The organism is Bradyrhizobium sp. Mp27 (assembly GCF_029953005.1).
Classification (GTDB): domain Bacteria; phylum Pseudomonadota; class Alphaproteobacteria; order Rhizobiales; family Xanthobacteraceae; genus Bradyrhizobium; species Bradyrhizobium barranii.
Map to the genome: position 1 here is coordinate 55,236 of NZ_JASAUS010000005.1, position 20,888 is coordinate 76,123.

The following is a 20,888-nucleotide window of genomic DNA, read 5'->3' on the forward strand; positions in this document are numbered from 1 at the left end:
GACCAAACTCGGCGGCAGTGCAACGCTGCACTGCAATGTTGACCGTGGCGCGGCCGAGCGCCTACTGGTTTGATCCTGATGTTCCCACCAAGCGAGTACCCTTCATGGATCTGCATCTGCGTGGCAAGCGCGTCCTGATCACGGGCGCGTCCAAAGGCATTGGCGCAGCCGCCGCCGAGGCGTTTGCCGAGGAAGGCGCAAACCTCCTGCTCGCCGCCCGCAGCGGCGACCAGCTCAAGGCGCTGGCGGACCGCCTGCGCTCCGCGCACCAGATCGATGCCGCGACGAGCATCGTGGACCTGCGCAAGGCCGAGGACGTGGCGCGGCTCGCGAGGGAAGCCGCCGACATCGACGTGCTCGTCAACAATGCCGGCGACATCCCCGGCGGCTCGATCGACAAGATCGACGAGGCGACCTGGCGGCACGCCTGGGAATTGAAAGTGTTCGGCTACATCAACCTGACGCGGCAGATCTACGCGCAGATGAAGGCGAAGGGCGGCGGCGTCATCGTCAATGACATCGGCGCGGCCGGCGAAAAATTCGACGCCAATTACATCTGCGGCAGCGCCGGCAACGCCGCATTGATGGCCTTCACCCGCGCGCTCGGCGGCAAGAGCCTCGCCGACAACATCCGCGTGGTCGGCATCAATCCCGGCCCGGTCGGCACCGATCGCCACGTCACCCTGCTCAAGACGCGGGCAAAGCACCAGTTCGGCGATGAGAGCCGCTACAAGGAATTCCAGAAGAGCCTGCCGCTCGGCCGTCCCGCGCATGCGCGCGAGATCGGCGATCTCATGGCGTTCCTGGCGTCTGATCGCGCCGGATATACGTCGGGGGTCATCTATACCGTGGATGGCGGCATCAGCGCGGGCTGGGGTTAGTTTCCCGTCATTGCGAGCGCAGCGAAGCAATCCAGGAATGCATCCGCTGTGGATGTCCGGATTGCTTCGCTGCGCTCGCAATGACGACACAATAGGCACAGGAGTAAAATAGTTGTCTCAAGACCTGATCCGAGAAACGGCCTGCACCGTCGTCGACAAGCTGCGCTCCGGCGATGTCTCGCCGCTCGAATTGTTGGATGTGGTGGAGAAGCGCATCAAGGAGGTCGACGACAAGGTCAACGCGCTGCCGACGCTATGCTTCGATCGCGCGCGGGACAACGCCAAGGCGCTGATGCAGAAGCCGGCCGGCGCGCGCGGGCTGCTCGCGGGCTTGCCGGTGCCGATCAAGGACCTGACCGATGTCGCCGGCGTGCTGAACACGCAGGGTTCGCCGATCTTCAGGGACAATGTGCCCAAGCAGTCCGATCTCATGGTCGAGAACCTCGAAGGCAATGGCGCGGTCGTCTACGCCAAGTCGAACACACCGGAATTCGGCGCCGGCGCCAACACCTTCAACGAGGTGTTCGGCGCGACGCTCAATCCCTGGGATACGACGAAGTCTGCGGCCGGCTCCTCCGGCGGCGCCGCGGTGGCGCTGGCCACCGGCATGGCCTGGCTCGCCCAGGGCTCCGACATGGGCGGCAGCTTGCGCAGCCCCGCGGCGTTCTGCGGCGTCGTCGGCATGCGACCCAGCATCGGCCGCGTCGCACATACGCCCAAATCGGCAATCGACCGCAATCTCGGCGTGGTGGGGCCGATGGCGCGCAACGTCGAGGATCTTGCGCTGTTGTTGGATGCCATGAGCGGCGACTATGCAGACGACCCGCTGTCGCTGCCCGCACCTGCGACCTCGTTCCTGTCGGCGGCGCAGTCCGGCAAGAAGCCGAAGCGCATCGCCTATTCACCCGATCTCGGCATCACGCCGGTCGATCCCGAGGTCAAGGCGATCACGCGCAAGGCCGCTGAACGCTTTGCGGAGGCGGGCGCGATCGTGGAGGAAGCGCATCCGGACTGGCGCGAGGCGCATGAATGCTTCCACGTCCTGCGCGCCTTCGATTTCGCGATCACCAAGGCCAATCTGCTGCGAACCAAGCGCGACCTTCTGAAGCCCGAGGTGATCTGGAACATCGAGGAGGGCCTCAAGCTCACTGTCGAGCAACTCGCGCGCGCCGAGGCGCAACGCGTCGGCATGACCGCGCGCGCGATCGAATTCTTCAAAAACTACGACCTGCTGTTGACGCCAACCACGATCGTGCCGCCCTTCCCGATCGAGCATCGCTATGTCGCCGAATGCGCCGGCAAGAAGTTCGAGAACTATGTCGAATGGCTCGGCATCGTCTACGCCATCACGCTCGCCTGCTGCCCGTCGCTGTCGCTGCCCTGCGGCTTCACGACGGCTGGCCTCCCGGTCGGCGTGCAGGTCGTCGGTGCCCCGCGCGCGGATGCGCAGGTGATCGCCGGCGCGAAGGTGTTGGAGGATATTCTGGGTCTGCGCGGCTCCACGCCGATCGATCCCAAGGTGAAAGCATAACGCCAGCCGCGTGGCGGGGACTTGACCGTCCCCGCCGTGCGCCGGTCAGACCCTAGTCGTTCGCTTTCGGCCCGCCGTGATACTGATGCGCATCGTATCCGGCCTCATCCGTTGGAGCGGTGAAGGCGAAGGAGTTCGGATGCGTTTGCGACATCTGGACGGTGGCCGCCGAAGCCATGTGCGAGTGTTTCATTGCCTCGTGAGCAGAGGCGGCGGAGCAAAGCGCGACCAGCATGGCCGACGCTGCGAGAACTGATTTCATCATGATGTGACGTGCCTCTTGTGAGTGCCACCAGCAAATTGCAGATGGATCTCGCCGCGTAGGATTGCGAGTTTGAATCCAGGCACGCGATATAGGCGCGGCATAAGCATTTCGCGCTCCGGTATAGGCTTCCAGCGCTTCTGGCTCGCTCCCGCGGCGGGGAAAGCCGCTCACCTCGAGGCGGTATTCGCCTCCAGGCCGCGACTGTACCGCGACATCGCAAAGCAAAAGACGAAGTAGATCGCGGCAACGAAGATGTAGACCTCGACCGAGAACTGCTGCCAGGCCGGATCGATGATCGCGGTCTTGGCCGTCGTCAGCAGGTCGAAGATGCCGATGATCAGGACCAGGCTGGTGTCCTTGAAGAAGGCGATGAAGGTGTTGACCAGCGGCGGGATGACATGGCGGATCGCCTGCGGCAGGACGATCAGGCGATGCTTGCGCCAGTAGGACAGCCCCAGCGCCTCGGCGGCCTCATATTGCCCGCGCGGCACGGCCTGGAGGCCGCCACGGATGACTTCGGCAAGGTAAGCGCCCGCGAACAGGATGATGGCGATCTGCGCACGCAACAGCTTGTCGATGTTGAATCCGCTCGGCATGAACAGCGGAAACATCACGCTCGCCATGAAGAGCAGGCTCACCAGCGGCACGCCGCGGATCAACTCGACATAGAGCACGCTGAGCGAGCGGATCGCCGGCAGCTTTGAGCGCCGGCCGAGTGCAACGAGGATGCCGAGCGGGAAACCAAAGGCCAATCCGAACGTCGCCAAAATCAGCGTCACCGGCAATCCGCCCCAACGGTCCTGCGAGACGAACGACAGGCCGAACACCCCGCCCCACATCAGCACGCTGATCAGCGCGAGCGCGCCGATCCAGATATAGGCCAGCTCGCGCCGCCACAGGGCGCGGCGGGTGGAGAGATAGAACAGCGCGATGAACAGAACGACCGACAGCGCCGGCCGCCACTGCTCGTCGAACGGATAGGTGCCGAACAGGATGAAGCGATATTTTTCGGGGATGATCGCCCAGCAGGCACCGAGGCCGCGTGCGGCGCGGCAGGCGCTGGAGTCGTTTGCCGGCGTGAGCCACACCGCGTTCGCGATGCCCCACTGCACGAAGCTGAAGATGCCCTTGGCGAGGATCGCCAGCAGCACGATCGAAAGAATGGCATTGGGGATCGACGAGAACAAATTGGTGCGCAGCCAGCACAGCACCGGATTGCCCATCTGCGGACGGCGGGCAGCGCGCGGGGCGTCCGGAATGTCGGTGATCGCCGTCATGATCAGCGCTCCACCAGCGCGATGCGCGAATTGTACCAGTTCATGAAGAAGCTGATGCCGAGGCTGATGGTCAGGAACACCGCCATGATCAATGCGATCGCCTCGATCGCCTGCCCGGTCTGGTTCAACGTGGTGTTCGCGACTGAGACCACGTCCTGGTAGCCGATCGCGACCGCGAGCGAAGAGTTCTTTGTCAGGTTGAGATACTGACTCGTCATCGGCGGCACGATGACGCGCAGCGCCTGCGGCAGGATGATCTGGCGCAGCATGAAGCTGCGGCGCAAGCCGAGCGCATTGGCGGCATCCCACTGTCCGCGCGGCACGGACTGGATGCCGCTGCGCACGATCTCGGCGATGAAGGCCGAGGTATAGGTCACGAGCGCGATCAGCAGCGCGAAATACTCCGGCGCGAGCGTCAGCCCACCGATGAAGTTGAAGCCGCGCAGCTCCGGCCATTCGATCTTCCAGGGCACACCAAGCGCCACGGACATTGCCGCCGGCAGCGCGACGATGAGGCCAACCGCAAAGGGCCAGGCCGGCCGCGGCTTACCGTCGCGCATCTGCTGCGCGATCAACCATCGCCTGATGAGATAGAACACGGCAAGCCCGAGCACGGCTGTACCGAGCACCCAGAGCTGCTGCGAGCCCAGCGGAATCGCCGGCAGGATCAGGCCGCGATTGGACAGGAACACGCCATCAACCGGCCGCCAGGCCGCGCGCGCCGCCGGCAGTGCCTGCATCAACACGTACCAGAACAGAAGCTGCAAGAGCAGCGGGATGTCGCGGAGTGTTTCGACATAGACAGCGGCGAGCCGCGACAACAGCCAGTTGGCGGAGAGACGCGAAATGCCGATCAGCGTGCCCAGGATCGTCGCGAGCACGATGCCGATCACGGCGACGCGCAAGGTGTTGGCGATGCCGACGACGAAGGCCCACAGGTACGTGTCTCTCGGATTATAAGAGAGCAGGCTGTCTGCGATCGGCATGCCGGCTTCGCGGCCGAGGAAAGCGAAGCCGGTCGTGATGCGGCGGGCCGAGAGATTGGTGACGGTGTTGGACCAGAGGAAGGCGACAACCCCAAGCACGACCCCGACGACGAGCACCTGCCAGAACAGGCCTTGCAGCTCTCGGCGGCCAAATCCGCCGAAGAAGCGACGGCGGGGCGGCGGTCTTGGACTGTCTGAAGTCACAGCACAAAAATCCTTCTGGCGAGCAACGATTTCCGGCGGCGCACGTCAACTGTTGCACCAATCTGAAAAGCGTGCAACAAATGTTTCATGGCCGAGCCCGCGAAATCCTCGCCCTTGAGCGAACTGCGCATTGCGTTGCCCTCGCTCCCCCTGCGCCTGCAGGAGGTCGGCCGCTTCGTTGCCGCCAATGACTACGACGCCACCACCCGTTCGATGCGCGATCTCGCCGCCGAGGCCGGCGCCGACCCGGCCGCATTCACGCGGCTTGCCAAGGCCATCGGCTATTCTGGCTGGGACCAGTTGCGCGCGGCACTTACCGAAGCGCGGCGGCCGTCGCAGATCTCACCTTTCTCCGGCCGCGCCAAGAGCCGCCGTCACGGCCCGAACGCCGACGTCGCGCTCGTCACAGACAAGCTCGAGGCCGAGGGCGCCGGCCTTCTGCGCATTCCGGCCCAGCCGATTGCGGATGCTGCCCGCGCGCTGCACGACGCCAAGCGGATCTGGATTGCCGGTTACCGGAGCTGCCGGAGCGTCGCGGAGCTCTTGAACTACGAGCTCCGGCTGTTCCGTCCCGAACAGGTGCAACTCGTCGGCGCATCCGGCCCCGACGATCTCGATCTCGGCGCCTTTCGTCCCGGCGAAGCCGTCATCGTCATCGGCTTCCTGCCCTACACGCATGCGAGCGTCCGTGTTGCGCAGGCCGCCCATCGTGCCGGCGCAGCGCTGATCGCGATCGCGGACAGCCTCTCGGCGCCGATGGCCGAAGGCGCCGACCACGTGCTGCTGTTCGAGGCGGCCTCTTCCCCCGGCTTCTTCCCGAGCCTCACGGGCGCCATCGCGATTGCGCAATCGCTCGCGGCGGTCACATTCTCGCTCGGCGGCACGGCCGCGAAGAAGCGCCTGGAAACCACCGAGGCGCGGCTCGCCGCGGCCTCCACTTACGTCCCAGAGAAAGGTTGACCCATGGCCGCTCGCACCAGCCGCGTGCTGCACCGTTCGTTGCGCGAAACGCCGCCCAAGGCGATCGGCGGCGAAGGCGTCTATCTCTTCGCCGAGGACGGGCGGCGCGTGATCGACGCCTCCGGCGGCGCAGCCGTCTCCTGCCTCGGCCATCAGCATCCGCGCGTGATCGCGGCGATGGCAAAACAAGCCTCGACGCTGGCCTATGCGCACACCGCCTTCTTCTCCTCCGAGCCGGCCGAGGCGCTGGCCGAGACGCTGGTCGGGCATGAACCCGGCGGTCTCGCCTACGCATATTTCGTCAGCGGCGGATCGGAGGCGATCGAAGCCAGCATCAAGCTCGCGCGGCAATATTTCATCGAGCGCGGCGAGCCGCAGCGGCAGCACTTCATTGCGCGGCGGCAGAGCTATCACGGCAACACGCTCGGCGCGCTCGCCGCCGGTGGCAATGCCTGGCGGCGCGCGCCCTATGCGCCCCTGCTGTCCGGTGCCTTCAGCCATGTGACGCCGGCCTTTGCCTATCACGAGAAGCACGAGGGCGAATCCGATGCGCAGTTCGTGGCACGACTGGCCGCGGAGCTCGAAGCCGAATTTCAGCGGCTTGGCCCCGACACCGTCGCCGCGTTCCTCTCCGAGCCCGTCGTCGGTGCCACCGCCGGTGCGGTGACGGCACCGGACGACTACTTCAAGGCGGTGCGCGAGATCTGCGACCGGCATGGCGCGCTGCTCATCCTCGACGAGGTCATGAGCGGCATGGGCCGCACCGGTACGACGCACGCCTGGGAGCAGGAGGGCGTCGCTCCTGATATCCAGGCGATCGCAAAGGGCCTCGGCGGCGGCTACCAGCCGATCGGAGCGATGCTCGCGAGCGGCAAGATCATCGACACCATCCGCTCGGGCTCCGGCGCGTTCCAGCATGGCCACACTTATCTGGCGCATCCCCTCGCCTGCGCGGCCGCGCTCGCGGTGCAGGACGTGATCCGCGAGGACCGCCTGCTCGACCGCGTCAAGGAGCGCGGCAAGCAACTCGAGCAGCGGCTGACCGAGCGCTTCGGCAATCACCGCCATGTCGGCGATATCAGGGGCCGCGGCCTGTTCTGGGCGATCGAGCTCGTCGCCGACCGCGCCGGCCGCACCTCGTTCGATCCCGCGTTCAAGCTGAACCAGAAGATCAAGGCGGAAGCCTTCGCCAACGGGCTCGGCTGCTATCCCGGCGGCGGTACCGTGGACGGCGTCCGTGGCGACCATGTGCTGCTGGCGCCGCCCTATATCGCCTCGGCTGCCGAGATCGATCTGATCGTCGACAAGCTCGGCACCGCCGTCGACAACGTGTTGCGTAGTGTCAATCACTGAGGGGAGAGTCATATGATGAGGAAAGTGGTTATCGTAGCCGGCATGCTCGCGGCATCGACGGTTGTCGCGTCGGCGGCGACGCTCGACACGGTGAAGAGCCGCGGCACGCTGATCTGCGGCGTCAGCGCCGGCTTTGCCGGTTTCTCCGCGCCGGACTCGCAGGGAAATTACAAGGGTCTCGACGTCGATTATTGCCGCGCGCTCGCCGCCGGCGTGCTCGGTGACGCCAGCAAGGTGCGCTACGTCTCGCTGACCGCGCAGAATCGCTTCACCGCGCTGCAATCGGGCGAGATCGACGTACTCTACCGCAACTCGACGCAGACCTTTCTGCGCGGCGTGACGCTGGGCCTCCGCCAGGGTCCGATCAACTTCTACGACGGCCAGGGTTTTGTCGTGAAGAAGGACCTCGGCGTCAAGGAGCTGAAGGACCTCAAGGGCGCCACGGTCTGCGTCGCGCAGGGCACCACGCATGAAGTCACGCTCGGCGATTACGGCCGCGCCAACGGCATCGACTGGAAGCCGCTGGTGTTCGACCGCGTCGACACCATGTACCAGACCTTCTTCGGCGGCCGCTGCGATGCCATGACCCAGGACGCCTCCGCGCTCGCCGGCGCGGTGACGACCGCGGCACCGAATCCGGCCGACTACGTCGTGCTGCCGCAGACCATCAGCAAGGAGCCGCTCGGCCCGTTCACCCGCAACGGTGACGAAGTCTGGAGCGACATCATCACCTGGTTGCATTACGGGCTGATCGAGTCCGAGGAGCTCGGTGTCACGCAAGGCAATGTCGACGAGATGGCGAAGTCACAGACGCCGGCGGTCCAGCGCCTGCTGGGTGCCTCCGGCGACCTCGGCTCGCGGCTCGGTCTCGACAACAAATGGCTGGTGACGGTGATCAAGGCCACCGGCAATTACGGCGAGATCTACGAGCGCAATGTCGGCAAGGCGAGCCCGCTCAAGCTCGACCGCGGCCTCAACGGCCTCTGGAGCAAGGGCGGCTTGATGTACGCGGTGCCGTTCAAGTAAACGGTGCTTCACCTCTCCCCGCTTGCGGGGAGAGGTCGACCGCGCAGCGGTCGGGTGAGGGGGAGCCTCCGCGAATTCGTCCCTCACCTTCAACGTGGATAGAGCCCCTCACCCCGACCCTCTCCCCGTAAGAACGGGGAGAGGGAGAAGAGACACCGATGCGCATCGCCCTGATCCACGCCCTCAAGCATTCCATCGCGCCGATCGAGGCCGCGTTCGCGAAGGCGTGGCCGGAGGCACGGCTGATGAACCTGCTCGATGACAGCCTGTCGGCGGATCTGGCCCGCGACGGCGTGCTCAACGATGCCATGACCGAGCGCTTCCTCGCGCTCGGCGACTATGCGGCAGCGACCGGGGCGAACGGAATCCTGTTCACCTGCTCGGCCTTCGGCCCCTGCATCGAGGCCGTCGCGCGCGCACATGTGCCGATGCCCGTGCTGAAGCCGAACGAGGCGATGATCAAGCAGGCCGTGACCATGGGCAAGCGGATCGGCCTGCTCTCGACCTTCCCGCCGACACTGGCCTCGATGCCACCGGAGTTTCCGGCCTCGGCCCAGGTCGTGCCGAAACTCGCCGAGGGCGCGCTGGCCGCGCTCGATCGCGGCGATCGCGCCGCACACGACCGGCTGATTGTCGAGGCGTCAAAGGACCTGCGCGATTGCGACGTCATTGCGCTTGCGCAATTCAGCATCGCGGCGACCGCGCCGCTGGTCGCCGAGGTCACCGGCCGCCCGGTCGTGACGACTCCGGACAGCGCGGTCGACAAGCTGATGAGGCTGCTGAAAGCGAAGGCCTAGGCGCCGGCCTTTTTCCGACGTTGCGCATCCTTGATCGCAGCGGCGAGCGCGGCCTTGGTTTCGTTCACAAAGTCCTCGACCAGTTCCTCGCGCGTGGCATGCGCGGCCTCGCCGGTGAACAGGCCCTGCTCGGCCAGCATCACCACGCCATGCAACGCCGCCCAGATCTTGAGGGCTTGCCGCTCGCGCAAGAAGCCGACCGCCGGCGCCTCGAGGGCTTCGATCACCAGCGCGAAAGTCTCGCGGGTGGCGTCGTGCAGCTCGCTGCCATTTGCCGCGCATGACACGGTGCGGGAAGCGAACATCAGGCGATAGATGCCGTTGCGGCGCAGACCGAAATCGAGTGTCGCCTGCGCCAGCCGCGACAGTTTCGATTGCTTCGACGGCTTCGCCATCGCCTCGCGCAGAAGTGCACTGAGCTGCCGGAACGCCTCTGCCGTCACCGCCGTTAGCAGCGCATCACGATCGGCAAAGTGCCGATACGGCGCCGGCTGCGAGACGCCGAGCTGTTTGGCAAGCGCCTTGATGCTGATCGCCTCGGCGCCGCCCTGCTCCGCCTCGCGCAGCGCGGCCTTGATCAAGGCGTCACGGAGATCGCCATGGTGGTAGGTGTTCTCTGGCTTGCGGGCGAGTTGTGAACGCATGTTACGGCGAAGCCTATAAGTTTGCGCTTGACAGGGGAAGCCTGTCGCGAATGTAATAGCATATAACTTAGAATAAGCGGCAAATGCCGCCGACAACATTGACATGAGGAACGCGCCAGCCTTCGGGCTCCGCGCATACGACCGAGGAAGCCGCCATGACAGAGCGACTGAGGGTTCACGTCGATCCCGACAAATGCCAGGGCCACGCGCGCTGCAAGGCGCTCGCACCGGAGCTGTTCGAGCTCGACGAATACGGCAACGCCCATGAGGCCGGCGACGGCACCGTGCCGCCCGGGCTCGAAGACAAGGCCTGGCTTGCCAAATCCAACTGCCCGGAAATTGCGATCGATGTGATCGAGGAGTAGCGCGGCCTCCGCCGCCCCTGCGTGCTTCCAGTGAACACGAGCCCAAGGATTCCGAGATGTCCGACGTCAGCCAGCCCGCCGCCCATCCCCCCGTGACCGACTGGGTCCATGATTTCGACCACACCGATCCGCAATGGACGGACGATCCCTTCCCGATCTGGGAGGAGCTGCGCGCCGCGAGCCCCGTGGTGCACACCGAACGGTTCCTCGGGCTGCTACATGCCGACGACTTACGAGGCGGTGCGCGAGATCGCCAACGATACCGAGCATTTCTCCTCGCGCCGCATCATCGTCCGTGACGTCCGGCCGGAGGTTTCCCGGAATGCAGCCCCACCGATCACGTCCGATCCGCCCGTGCACAAGCCGGCCAAGCAATTGCTGCTGCCACCGTTCACACCGGACGCGATGAAGAAGCTCGAGCCACGGATGCGAGCGATCTGTAACGAGCTGATCGACGGGTTCATCGCCTACGGCAGGGTCGACGCCGCGGCGCGCTACAGCAAGTACATCCCGGTTCAGGCCATCGCCCACATGCTCGGCATTCCCGAGAGCGACAGCGACCTCTTCATCAACTGGATCCACATGATCCTGGAGCTCGGCATCAAGGACGAGAACATGCTCCTCCAGGCCGTGCACGAGATGAGCGATTACTTCAGCGCCCACATCGAGGAGCGCAAGCAGAAGCCGACCGACGACCTCATCTCTTATCTGATGAACGCCCGAGACAAGGACGGGAATCCGCTCGAGGACTCCCACGTGCTGGGTTCGCTGCGGCTGCTCCTGATCGCCGGCATCGACACCACCTGGAGTGCGATCGGCTCCTCGCTCTGGCATCTCGCGAAAACGCCGGCCGACCGCGAACGGCTGATCGCCGAGCCCGGGCTGATCCCGATCGCCGTGGAGGAGCTTCTGCGGGCCTATTCGCCGGTGACCATGGCCCGCGAGGTGGTCAAGGAGACCACGATCTCGGGCTGCCCGGTCAAGGCGGGCAACATGGTGCTGCTGTCGTTCCCGGCCGCCAACCGTGCCCCCAAGATGTTTCCCGACGCTGACAAAGTCGTGATCGACCGCCGGGAGAATCGCCATGCCGCCTTCGGCCTCGGCATCCACCGCTGCGTCGGTTCCAACCTTGCACGCATGGAGATGCAGGTTGCGCTGGAGGAATGGCTGAAGCGGATTCCGGACTTCGCCCTCGACCCGGCAGGCACGGTGACCTGGTCACAGGGCACGGTGAGAGGCCCCCGCCAGTTGCCATTTCTGTTCGGAAAGGCGATGTAGGCCTTTCCAAGACCAACGGAGAGAGGCCGGACGTGACAGAGCAAGCAGCAACCCTACCGGCCTCTGATCACATCGACCTCGCCGACGCCGAGCGGCGGATCAAGGCGATCTTCATCGGCTCGATCGGCAATCTCGTCGAGTGGTACGATTTTTACGCCTATACGGCGTTCGCGCTCTATTTCGCTCCGGCCTTCTTCCCCGGCAACGACCCCGTCGTCCAGCAACTGAACGTCGCCGTGGTGTTCGCGGCGACCTTCCTGATGCGCCCCCTGGGCGGCTGGCTGTTCGGCTACATCGCGGACCATTTCGGCCGGCGCATCTCGCTGACGTTATCCGTCGTCTTCATGTGCTTCGGCTCGCTGATCATCGCGCTGACGCCGACCTATGCGACCATCGGTTTCGCCGCGCCGGTGATCCTGGCGCTCGCGCGCGTCATCGAGGGCCTGAGCCTCGGCGGCGAATATGGTGCCAGCGCGACCTATCTCAGCGAGGTCGCCGATCCCAAGCATCGCGGCTTCTATTCGAGCTTTCAATACGTCACCCTGATCGGCGGCCAGCTCACCGCGATCATCGTGCTGCTGCTCCTACAAAAGGTCTTCCTCACGCCGGAGGAGCTCAAAGCCTGGGGCTGGCGCATCCCGTTTGCGATCGGCGCGGCGCTGGCGATCTTTGCCGCGGTGATGCGGCGCAATCTGCACGAGACCGAGGCCTTCGAGGAAGCCAAGAAGGTGGTGAAGCCGACCGGCTCGATCACCAATTTGCTGCGCTACCCCCGCGAGTTGCTGCTGGTGGTCGGCCTCACCGCGGGCGGGACCGCGGCGTTCTACACCTTCACCACCTACATGCAGACCTTCGTCAAGCTCTCGGTCGGCCTGACCGAGGACCAGACCACTTTCGTGATCTTCGGCACGCTGATCTTCGCGACCATCCTGCAACCCATCTACGGCGCGATCTCCGACAAGATCGGGCGCAAGCCCCTGCTGATCTTTTTTGGCGTCGCGGGTACGCTCGCGACCGTGCCGCTGCTGATGACGCTGAAGGAGACCAAGTCGCCTTTCATGGCCTTCATCCTGATCTGCTGCGCCTGGCTGTTCGTCGCCGGCTACACCTCGATCAACGCGGTGGTGAAGGCTGAGCTGTTCCCGACCAATGTCCGCGCCCTCGGTGTCGGCCTGCCCTACGCCATCACGGTCTCGATCTTCGGCGGCACGGCGCCGGCGATCGCGCTCTATTTCAAGAGCATCGGGCACGAGGAGTGGTTCTACTACTATCTCGCAGGTGTCATCTGCCTGTCGCTGATCATCTATTCCACCATGCGTGACACCAAGCACGCCTCCGCGATGCACCGCCACGAGTAGCTCATGGCCGACGACAACGAGCCGCCCGACAGCAAGCTGACGCGCACCAAGGAGAAATGGGCGCGCGAAGGCCGCTTCCTCACGGGCCGCGTTACGCGACCGGAGGATCAGCGACTGCCGCCGGGCCAGCATCTCACCAAGGACTGGCCGGTGCTCGATCTCGGAGTCGTGCCGCCGGTATCGCGCGAGCGCTGGCGGCTCGACGTCTACGGCGCGATCGAGACCCCCGTGTTCTGGACATTTTCCGAATTCGCGGCGCAGAAGCAGGCGCAGATCACCTCCGACATCCATTGCGTGACGACCTGGTCGCGCTACGACAATGAGTGGGAAGGCCTCGCCACGCGCGAACTGCTTGCGGCTTGCCAGCCGCGCGAGGATGCGCGCTTCGTGGTCCTGCATTCCCATGACGGCTATACCACCAACCTCACGCTGGAAGACTTTGCCGCCGCGGACGCCCTGCTCGCCCACAGCTGGTCGGGTCAGCCGCTGACCGAAGAGCACGGCGGCCCAGTGCGGCTCGTCGTGCCGCATCTGTATTTCTGGAAGAGTGCCAAATGGCTTCAGGCCATCGAATTCCTGACCGAGGACGCGCCGGGCTTCTGGGAAGTCCGCGGCTATCATAACCGCGGCGATCCCTGGGCCGAGCAGCGATATTCAGCCGACTAGGTTCAAGCAAGGACGGGGGAAGCCCATGCCGACCGAACGCTTTCAATTCACCGGCGAAGGTGGCCATCAACTAGCCGCCGCGCTGGAGCTGCCCGATGGCGAGCCCGCGGCCTTCGCGCTGTTCGCGCACTGCTTCACCTGCGGCAAGGACACGCTGGCGGCAAAACGCATCTCGGTCGCGCTCGCCGCCAAGGGCATTGCGGTGCTGCGCTTCGACTTCACCGGGCTCGGCTCCAGCGAAGGCGATTTCGCCAACTCGACGTTCTCCTCCAACGTCGCCGACCTCCTGCACGCCGCCGATCATCTGCGCAAGGTCCGCACCGCGCCGTCGATCCTGATCGGCCACAGCCTCGGCGGCGCCGCGATCCTCGCCGCCGCCGGAGGGATTCCGGAAGCCAAGGCTGTCGTGACCATCGCGGCGCCATCCGATCCCGCTCACGTCACCGGTCTATTCAGCGAGCATCTCGACAGCATCCGCGCGCAGGGCGAAGTCGAGGTCTCGCTCGCGGGGCGCCCGTTCCGCATCAAGCGCGAATTCCTCGACGACATCGCCGAGCAAGAACTGATGAAAGACATCACCGGCCTGCACAAGGCGCTGCTGGTGATGCAGTCACCTGTCGACGACACCGTCGGCATCGACAATGCGACCAAGATTTTCGTTGCGGCAAGACACCCCAAGAGCTTCGTCTCGCTCGACCACGCCGATCATCTCCTGACCAAACCGGCCGACGCCCTCTACACGGCCGACGTGATCACGGCCTGGGCCAGCCGCTACATCGACACCGCGAAGCCCGCGAAGGCGATGGATCTCGCGGAAGAGCCGCGCAAAGTGGTGGTGCAGGAAACCCGCAAGAGCAAGTTCAACCAGGCCATCACCGTCGGCCCGCACCATCTGGTGGCGGACGAACCGATTGCGGCCGGCGGCGAGGATGCCGGCCCCGGCCCCTATGACTTCCTGCTGGCCGGCCTTGGTGCCTGCACCTCCATGACCATGCGCCTCTATGCCGATCGCAAATCGCTGCCGCTCGATCGCGTCACGGTCACGCTGAAGCATTCGAAAATCTACGCCAAGGACTGCGCGGAGTGCGAGACGCGCGATGGCATGCTCGACCAGATCGAGCGCGACATCGCGATCGACGGCGCGCTCGATGCGGAGCAGCGCAAGAAGCTGATGGAGATCGCCGACAAGTGTCCGGTGCACCGGACGCTGACCTCGGAGATCCGCATCGTGACGAAGGCGGTGGACTAGCGCGCCTGCATTAGAAGCACGACGCCATCGTCCGCACCGCCGCGCTGATCTCATTCTCGCGCCAGGCCGCGAAGCCGAGCAGCAGGCCATGGTCGCGTGGACGGCCGAGCGCCAGGCTGGACAGGGCCCGCGTTTCAACGCCTGCCTCGACCAGCCGTTGCACCGCCGCCTGATCGGCGCGACCGCGCTTGAGGCGGGCGACCAGCTGGATGCCGCCCGAGGGCACTTCGGCGGAGAGAACTTCGCCCAGATGGCGCTCCAGTCCCTCGACGAGGTGATCGCGGCGCGCGTGATAGAGCCGGCGCATCCGGCGCAGATGCGCGAGAAAATGCCCGTCGGCGATGAACTCCGCCAGCGCTTCCTGGATGTGGCTGGAGGCGATCAGCCCGATGTGCCGCTGTGCGATCTCCAGGGTGCCGACCAACCCTGGTGGCGCGACGACATAGCCGAGCCGGATATCCGACGTCATCGCCTTCGAAAACGTTCCGACATAGAACACGCGGCCATGGGCGTCTAACCCCTGCAAGGCCGGCACCGGCCGGCTGTCATAGTGGAATTCGCCGTCGTAATCGTCTTCGACGATCCAGGTCTCGCCTGGCCTGCTCATGCCCAGGAATTCGGTGCGGCGCGCGAGCGACATCAGCCGCCCGGTCGGGTGCTGATGCGAGGGCGTCATGAAGATGAGCCTTGGCGCGGCGATGCCCGGCATCCGCTGCATGCCCTGCTCGTCCAGCTTCATCCCCATCACGCGCGCGCCGGACGCGCGGAAGGCGGCCGCAGCGCCGGGATAGCCGGGGTCCTCGACCCAGACATCGTCGCCGGACGTGATGAGCGCAGCCGCAATCAGGGTCAGCGCGGCCTGCGCGCTCGGCAGGATCAGGATCTGGTCTGCGGTGGCGCGGACGCCCCTGCTGGCGGCGAGATAATGCGCCAGCGCCTGGCGCAGGCGCGTCCGATTGACCGGTCCAAGCTCGCGCTTGGCTGCGCGCACCGCGCTGCGACGCAGGCAGCGGGCCCACACTTCGTGCGGAAACTCCCGCGCATCTCCATGCCCCGGGCGCAAGGGTTTTAGCGGCGCCTGATAGGACATCGGCCAGTCGGTCTGCTTGAGCTTCGACGCCCAGGGCGAGAGCCGCGGCTTGCCAGAGCGGACGCTCGGTGCGACGGCACCCGCCTCTTCGTTACGGCCGCCGTCGACCGTAACCATGGGACGACGCCCGTGCGACGCCTCGAGATATCCCTCGGCGGCGAGCTGCTCGAAGGCATAAGTAACGGTGTTGCGCGAGACGCCGAGATCGCTCGCAAGCCGGCGGCTCGACGGCAGCGCGCGGCCTTTGCCGAGTCGACCGGTCGCGATCAGGTTTCGCAGCTGGCTCGTCAGTTGCGCCGTCAGCCCCTCGTCGTCGGTCCGCTTCAGCTCGATCAGGGCGGAGATCACCCCTTCCAAAACTGGCACCATATTCCTTTCCAGTCTGGCACTTTTTCAGGTGCCACTCCGGATGCTATCCGCCGGACTGGACTGCTTCAAGGATTTTGCGATGAACTCCCTCTCCTCCCGCGCGGCCGTCGGGCTGTTCCTCATCGTCGTGCTGGCCTGGGGGGTGAACTGGTCGGTGACGAAGCAACTCGTCCAGTTCCTTCCGCCGTTATGGACTTCGGCGATCAGGAGCTGGATCGCGCTGGCCGGATTGTTCGTGATCCTCGGGCTGAGCAACAATTTGATGATCCCAGAGCGGCGCGACATTCCGGTGATCCTGAGCGTCGCGCTGCTGCACATGACGGTGTTCTCGGTCCTGGTTGCGGCCGGTGTGCGCTTCCTGCCCGCGAGCAAGGCGATCGTGCTCGGCTACACCACGCCGCTCTGGGTCGCGATCGCCGCACCTCTGCTGGCGAAAGATACGCTGACCGCGCCAAAACTCGCCGGCGCCCTGCTCGGACTGATCGGCCTTGCCGTGATCCTGAACCCGACATCGATCGACTGGACCAATGGCAACGTCGTGCTCGGCGCCGGCATGGTCATCCTGGCCGCGATCTCATGGGCTGCGAACATCATCTATATCCGCGCGCATCGCTGGATCGCGTCGCCGCTCCAGCTCCTGATCTGGCAGGTGCTCGTTGCAACCATCGTGCTGACCGGATCGGCGGTGGTCACGGATGGCCTGCCGCACGCGGAATGGTCGTGGAAGCTCGTGTTGCTGTTCCTGTATTCGGGGCTGATCGGAACGGCGCTGGCCTATTGGGCGATGTCGATGGTCAACAAGAGCATCTCGGCCCTGACAACGTCGCTCGGCACCACCGGGACCCCGCTCGTTGGCATCGCCAGCGCGGCGATCCTGCTGGGCGAGCCAATCGACATGAGTCTTGCTGTCGCGGCCGGACTGATCGTCACCGGCATCGGTTTTGCGACGCTGGGCGACCGGCTGCTGCGCGGTCAGGCCACCGCGAGCGGCTGAACCCGCAGTGCACCGCGCAGGCCGGCCGTCGTGCCGAGCAGGATGCCGGCGACCGCGACGAACGAGCCCAGAGCAAGCGTCGATACGCCGGTGAGCCCCTGACCGATCGAGCAGCCGAACGCCATCACGCCGCCGATCCCCATCAGCGCGGCGCCACCGGCGGACCGCAGCATGTGGCGCGGTGAGGAATAGCCTTCGAGGTGGAAGCGGTCTGTGGCGAGCGCGGTGACGAGGCTGCCGGCGAGGACGCCGGCCACGGTGGCGATGCCGAAATTGAGCGTCAGGCCGGTCGAGAGCATGGCGTATTGCAGGCTATCGGCGATCGGCGCGACGAAGGTCAGCGAGGTCACCGGGACCGGATTGAAATCGTCGGCGCCGAGATAGCCGGTGACGAACCAGCCGCTGGCGACCAGAAGCCCGACGACGACACCGGCTGCAATCTGGCCCGGCGAACGCCGGAACGCCGGGTGCGCGAACGCAAACAGGATCAGCGCAACGGCGATTACAGCAGCGCCCAGCGCGCGCGAGACCGCTTCACCGGGACCGAGCGTCGCCAGCAGTGACGGCAGCGAATTGGCGTTGACGGTCGTTTGCGAGGCCTGAACCAGCGCAATGCGCGCCGGCGCGATCAGGCCTTTTAGCGTCATCTGCGCGGCGATGGCGAGCACGATCACGACGACGAAGGAGCGGAGATTGCCGCGGCCGAGCAGCACCAGCGCCCGCGAGCCGCAACCATTCGACAGCACCATGCCGTAGCCGAACAACAGGCCGCCCAGGAACAGCACCGGCACCGAGATGGATTGTTGCAGATAGATCGACTTGCCGAGATCGACCATGCCGCTACCGGCAAGGAATTGGCTCGCCGCAACCGCAACAGCAATCGCCATCGCAAAGGTCCGCACCAGCCGCCCGTCTCCCTCGGCCAGCCAGCCGCGCATGCCGCTCATCAGGCAGAACCCGCTGAGCAAGCCCACGGCGCCATAGATGAGCCCGATGACGAGGCCGGCAAGGATGACGAGTTGGGTGGACGAGTCCATGGTCAAGGCTTCAGGATCACGCGATCCCGCGACGAACCGGCGACCGCGACATAGGCCTCCTTGGCGCGCTCCAGCGGATAGACGGCATTCGCCTTGATCGGGAACGGCTTCAGGTGACCGCTCGCAAAGCCGGGGCCGAGGTCGCGCAGCACCGCGCCGGTTGCGGCCGAGGACAGCCCGAGCGTGTCGATGCCGACATAAGTGTGTTGCCCGCGGTAGAATTCGAGGATGTTGAACTGCACGATGCGGTCGATCGCGGCGATCAGGATCTGGCGGCCGCGCAACCCGAGCGACTTGTGCGCGGCCTGGAAATAGGGATCGCCGACGGTGTTGAAGACGATGTCGGCCCCCTTGCCGCCGGTCAGTTCGCGCACGCGCGTGGCGGCATCGGTCGCCGAGGCGTCAATCACCTCGATGGCTGCGTTGGCATGGCCCTCATAGGCTTCTGCCTTGCGCACCACGCCGATGACGCGCGCGCCCTGCCAGGTGGCGATCTGGACGGCGGCCTGACCGACCTTGCCGTTGACGCCGAACACCAGCACCGTTTCGCCGGGCTTCGGAACGCCGGCGCGGCGAAAGCCTTCCATTGCGGTGACGAAGGGCACGCCGATGCCGGCGGCCTCCTCCCAGGAGACCGTCTTCGGCTTGTCCACCACGGCGTCGGCTTCGACGACGAGATGGCTGGCGTGGGTGCCGTCGCGGCGGATGCCGAGATCTCCGGAGGAGCCGAACACCTCGCGGCCGATCGTATCGGCCGGCCCGTCAATCACCACGCCGGCATAATCGCGGCCGGGCGTGCGGGGGAAGACGGCATAGGGCATCAGCCCGGTCGCAGCCTTCACATCGGAGGGGTTGACGGCGGCGGCCCTTATCTCGATCAGGAGATCCTTCGGACCGCGCGTGAGTAGATAACGCTCGATCAGCGGCGCGATCGCCGCAGCATTATCGGCCTTGGCATTGAGGCGGACGCAACGCGCTTCGACGGTTTTGCGATCGGCTGATGACATCGAAAGACCCACGATTTCTCGCGGGCCTTGTCGCCTTTGGGCCCGGTCAAGTCAACTGCCTCCCCTCATCCTGAGGAGCCGCGCGAGCGGCGTCTCGAAGGATGCAGGCCCGCGCTGCAGCATCCGGGCCTTCATGGTTCGAGACGCGCCTTCGGCGCTCCTCAATGAGGAGCAACAGCTAGTCCTTCGGCCGCTTGTCGTAGAGGCGCTTGGCCTTGCCCAGCGAGCGCTCCAGCGTGGCGGGCGCGACCACCTGCACCCTGGAGCTGATGCCGATGGTGTTCTTGATGTGGGTGGAGATGCGGTCGGCGTGATCGACGAGCCCCCGGCCGTCCCAGCTTTCCGGCCGCGCCTCGGCGATGATGGTCAGCTCGTCCATGCGGCCTTCGCGGGTGAGTTCAAGAATGAAATGCCCGCCGCACCAGTCGGTCGCGAGCAACACCTCCTCGATCTGGGTCGGGAACAGATTGACGCCGCGCAGGATGATCATGTCGTCGGAGCGGCCCGTCACCTTCTCCATCCGCCGCATGCCCGGCCGCGCCGTGCCCGGCAGCAGCCGCGTCAGGTCGCGGGTCCGATAGCGGATCACCGGGAAGGCTTCCTTGGTCAGCGAGGTGAACACCAGCTCGCCCTTCTCGCCATCCGGCAGCACAGCGCCGGTCACGGGGTCGATCACCTCGGGGTAAAAATGGTCCTCCCAGATGTGCAGGCCATCCTTGGTCTCGATGCATTCCTGCGCGACGCCGGGGCCGATCACTTCAGAGAGGCCATAGATGTCGGTCGCGTCCATGTCGAAGGCCTCTTCGATCTCGCCGCGCATCGCGTTGGTCCAGGGCTCGGCGCCGAAGATGCCGACCTTGAGCGAGCACTGGCGCGGGTCGAGCTTCTGGCGCTTGAACTCGTCGAGGATCGCCAGCATGTAGCTCGGCGTCACCGTGATGATGTCGGGCCGGAAATCGTTGATGAGCTGCACCTGCCGCTCGGTCATGCCGCCGGAGATCGGCACCACGGTGCAACCAAGTTTCTCGGCGCCATAGTGCACGCCCAATCCGCCCGTAAACAGGCCGTAGCCATAGGCGTTGTGGATGATCATGCCGGTGCGGCCGCCGGCGGCGCGAATCGAGCGTGCCATCACCTCCGACCAGGTGTCGATGTCGCGCTGCGTATAGCCCACCACGATCGGCTTTCCCGTGGTGCCGGACGACGCATGCACGCGCACCAGCTTTTCACGCGGTACGGCGAACATGTTGAACGGATAATTGTCGCGCAGATCCGTCTTCACGGTGAACGGGAATTTCGCGAGATCAGAGAGTTCGCGAAAGTCGGACGGATGCACGCCGGCCTTGTCGAAGGCCTGGCGATAATGCGCGACGTTGTCGTAGGCATGCTTCAGCGACCAGACCAGCCGCTGCTTTTGCAGCGCCATGATCTCATCACGCGACGCGCGCTCATGAGCATCCATCTCGGCACTATAGGTGTTGCCACCTTCCTTGAGCCTCGTCAGAGCCATGCTCGTTTCCCCACATTGGTTGGTTCTTTTTATTGTTTGGT

19 protein-coding genes and 1 pseudogene are annotated in these 20,888 nt (G+C 65.4%); 12 read left to right on the top strand and 8 right to left on the bottom strand.

Annotated features, from left to right (window positions below; genetic code table 11):
- Window positions 1-104 precede the first annotated feature (104 nt).
- Both QJT78_RS05275 and QJT78_RS05280 read left to right on the top strand, forming a co-directional pair.
- Window positions 105-881: an SDR family oxidoreductase gene (locus tag QJT78_RS05275; protein WP_014496907.1), complete on the top strand. Its 777-nt coding sequence runs from the start codon at window positions 105-107 to the stop codon at window positions 879-881.
- A 112-nt stretch (window positions 882-993) separates the two neighbouring features.
- Window positions 994-2,412, top strand: a complete 1,419-nt coding sequence (locus QJT78_RS05280; protein WP_028146875.1) for an amidase family protein — start codon at window positions 994-996, stop codon at window positions 2,410-2,412.
- A 52-nt stretch (window positions 2,413-2,464) separates the two neighbouring features.
- Here QJT78_RS05280 and QJT78_RS05285 read toward each other — a convergent pair whose 3' ends face one another.
- The 3 genes from QJT78_RS05285 to QJT78_RS05295 form a co-directional block, all read right to left on the bottom strand.
- Complete coding sequence (locus QJT78_RS05285; protein ID WP_155257697.1) at window positions 2,465-2,647, bottom strand: hypothetical protein; 183 nt, start codon at window positions 2,645-2,647, stop codon at window positions 2,465-2,467.
- Between the two features lie 197 nt (window positions 2,648-2,844).
- Window positions 2,845-3,954, bottom strand: a complete 1,110-nt coding sequence (locus QJT78_RS05290) for an amino acid ABC transporter permease (protein ID WP_028146873.1) — start codon at window positions 3,952-3,954, stop codon at window positions 2,845-2,847.
- Between the two features lie 2 nt (window positions 3,955-3,956).
- Complete coding sequence (locus tag QJT78_RS05295; RefSeq protein WP_028146872.1) at window positions 3,957-5,144, bottom strand: ABC transporter permease subunit; 1,188 nt, start codon at window positions 5,142-5,144, stop codon at window positions 3,957-3,959.
- A gap of 87 nt (window positions 5,145-5,231) precedes the next feature.
- On the opposite strand from QJT78_RS05295, the gene QJT78_RS05300 reads away from it, so the two are divergent.
- The 4 genes from QJT78_RS05300 to QJT78_RS05315 all read left to right on the top strand — a co-directional run bounded on the left by QJT78_RS05300 (window position 5,232) and on the right by QJT78_RS05315 (window position 9,280).
- Complete coding sequence (locus tag QJT78_RS05300; protein ID WP_038942069.1) at window positions 5,232-6,104, top strand: SIS domain-containing protein; 873 nt, start codon at window positions 5,232-5,234, stop codon at window positions 6,102-6,104.
- 3 nt (window positions 6,105-6,107) lie between these two features.
- Window positions 6,108-7,457: an aspartate aminotransferase family protein gene (locus tag QJT78_RS05305; RefSeq protein ID WP_028146870.1), complete on the top strand. Its 1,350-nt coding sequence runs from the start codon at window positions 6,108-6,110 to the stop codon at window positions 7,455-7,457.
- Window positions 7,458-7,469: 12 nt separating this feature from the next.
- Complete coding sequence (locus QJT78_RS05310; RefSeq protein WP_028146869.1) at window positions 7,470-8,483, top strand: amino acid ABC transporter substrate-binding protein; 1,014 nt, start codon at window positions 7,470-7,472, stop codon at window positions 8,481-8,483.
- 158 nt (window positions 8,484-8,641) lie between these two features.
- Window positions 8,642-9,280, top strand: a complete 639-nt coding sequence (locus tag QJT78_RS05315) for an aspartate/glutamate racemase family protein (protein WP_038942067.1) — start codon at window positions 8,642-8,644, stop codon at window positions 9,278-9,280.
- Here QJT78_RS05315 and QJT78_RS05320 read toward each other — a convergent pair.
- Window positions 9,277-9,924: a TetR/AcrR family transcriptional regulator gene (locus QJT78_RS05320; RefSeq protein WP_028146867.1), complete on the bottom strand. Its 648-nt coding sequence runs from the start codon at window positions 9,922-9,924 to the stop codon at window positions 9,277-9,279. The two genes, QJT78_RS05315 and QJT78_RS05320, sit on opposite strands and share 4 nt — an antisense overlap.
- Window positions 9,925-10,079: 155 nt before the next feature.
- On the opposite strand from QJT78_RS05320, the gene QJT78_RS05325 reads away from it, so the two are divergent.
- From QJT78_RS05325 to QJT78_RS05345, 5 genes and pseudogenes are all read left to right on the top strand, one after another.
- Window positions 10,080-10,289: a ferredoxin gene (locus tag QJT78_RS05325; RefSeq protein WP_007607931.1), complete on the top strand. Its 210-nt coding sequence runs from the start codon at window positions 10,080-10,082 to the stop codon at window positions 10,287-10,289.
- A 56-nt stretch (window positions 10,290-10,345) separates the two neighbouring features.
- Window positions 10,346-11,567, top strand: a pseudogene (locus QJT78_RS05330) (cytochrome P450).
- A 32-nt stretch (window positions 11,568-11,599) separates the two neighbouring features.
- Window positions 11,600-12,925 (top strand): MFS transporter, encoded by a 1,326-nt coding sequence (locus QJT78_RS05335; RefSeq protein ID WP_028146866.1) that lies wholly within the window; start codon window positions 11,600-11,602, stop codon window positions 12,923-12,925.
- 3 nt (window positions 12,926-12,928) lie between these two features.
- Window positions 12,929-13,591, top strand: a complete 663-nt coding sequence (locus QJT78_RS05340) for a sulfite oxidase-like oxidoreductase (RefSeq protein ID WP_028146865.1) — start codon at window positions 12,929-12,931, stop codon at window positions 13,589-13,591.
- Window positions 13,592-13,616: 25 nt separating this feature from the next.
- Complete coding sequence (locus QJT78_RS05345) at window positions 13,617-14,840, top strand: bifunctional alpha/beta hydrolase/OsmC family protein (RefSeq protein ID WP_038942066.1); 1,224 nt, start codon at window positions 13,617-13,619, stop codon at window positions 14,838-14,840.
- A 10-nt stretch (window positions 14,841-14,850) separates the two neighbouring features.
- Here the strand turns inward: QJT78_RS05345 and QJT78_RS05350 are convergent, their stop codons facing one another.
- Window positions 14,851-16,299, bottom strand: a complete 1,449-nt coding sequence (locus QJT78_RS05350; protein WP_196238281.1) for a PLP-dependent aminotransferase family protein — start codon at window positions 16,297-16,299, stop codon at window positions 14,851-14,853.
- Between the two features lie 79 nt (window positions 16,300-16,378).
- Here QJT78_RS05350 and QJT78_RS05355 point away from each other — a divergent pair, with 79 nt between their 5' ends.
- Window positions 16,379-17,293 carry a DMT family transporter gene (locus QJT78_RS05355; protein ID WP_028146862.1) on the top strand — a complete coding sequence of 305 codons (915 nt, stop codon included), beginning with the start codon at window positions 16,379-16,381 and terminating at the stop codon, window positions 17,291-17,293.
- Here the strand turns inward: QJT78_RS05355 and QJT78_RS05360 are convergent.
- From QJT78_RS05360 to paaK, 3 genes are all read right to left on the bottom strand, one after another.
- Complete coding sequence (locus tag QJT78_RS05360) at window positions 17,272-18,330, bottom strand: YeeE/YedE family protein (RefSeq protein ID WP_038942063.1); 1,059 nt, start codon at window positions 18,328-18,330, stop codon at window positions 17,272-17,274. The two genes, QJT78_RS05355 and QJT78_RS05360, sit on opposite strands and share 22 nt — an antisense overlap.
- 2 nt (window positions 18,331-18,332) lie before the next feature.
- Window positions 18,333-19,337, bottom strand: coding sequence for a zinc-binding alcohol dehydrogenase family protein (locus QJT78_RS05365; RefSeq protein WP_028146860.1), 1,005 nt, complete (start codon window positions 19,335-19,337; stop codon window positions 18,333-18,335).
- Window positions 19,338-19,515: 178 nt separating this feature from the next.
- Window positions 19,516-20,847, bottom strand: a complete 1,332-nt coding sequence (paaK, locus tag QJT78_RS05370) for a phenylacetate--CoA ligase PaaK (RefSeq protein WP_038942062.1) — start codon at window positions 20,845-20,847, stop codon at window positions 19,516-19,518.
- Window positions 20,848-20,888: the final 41 nt, after the last annotated feature.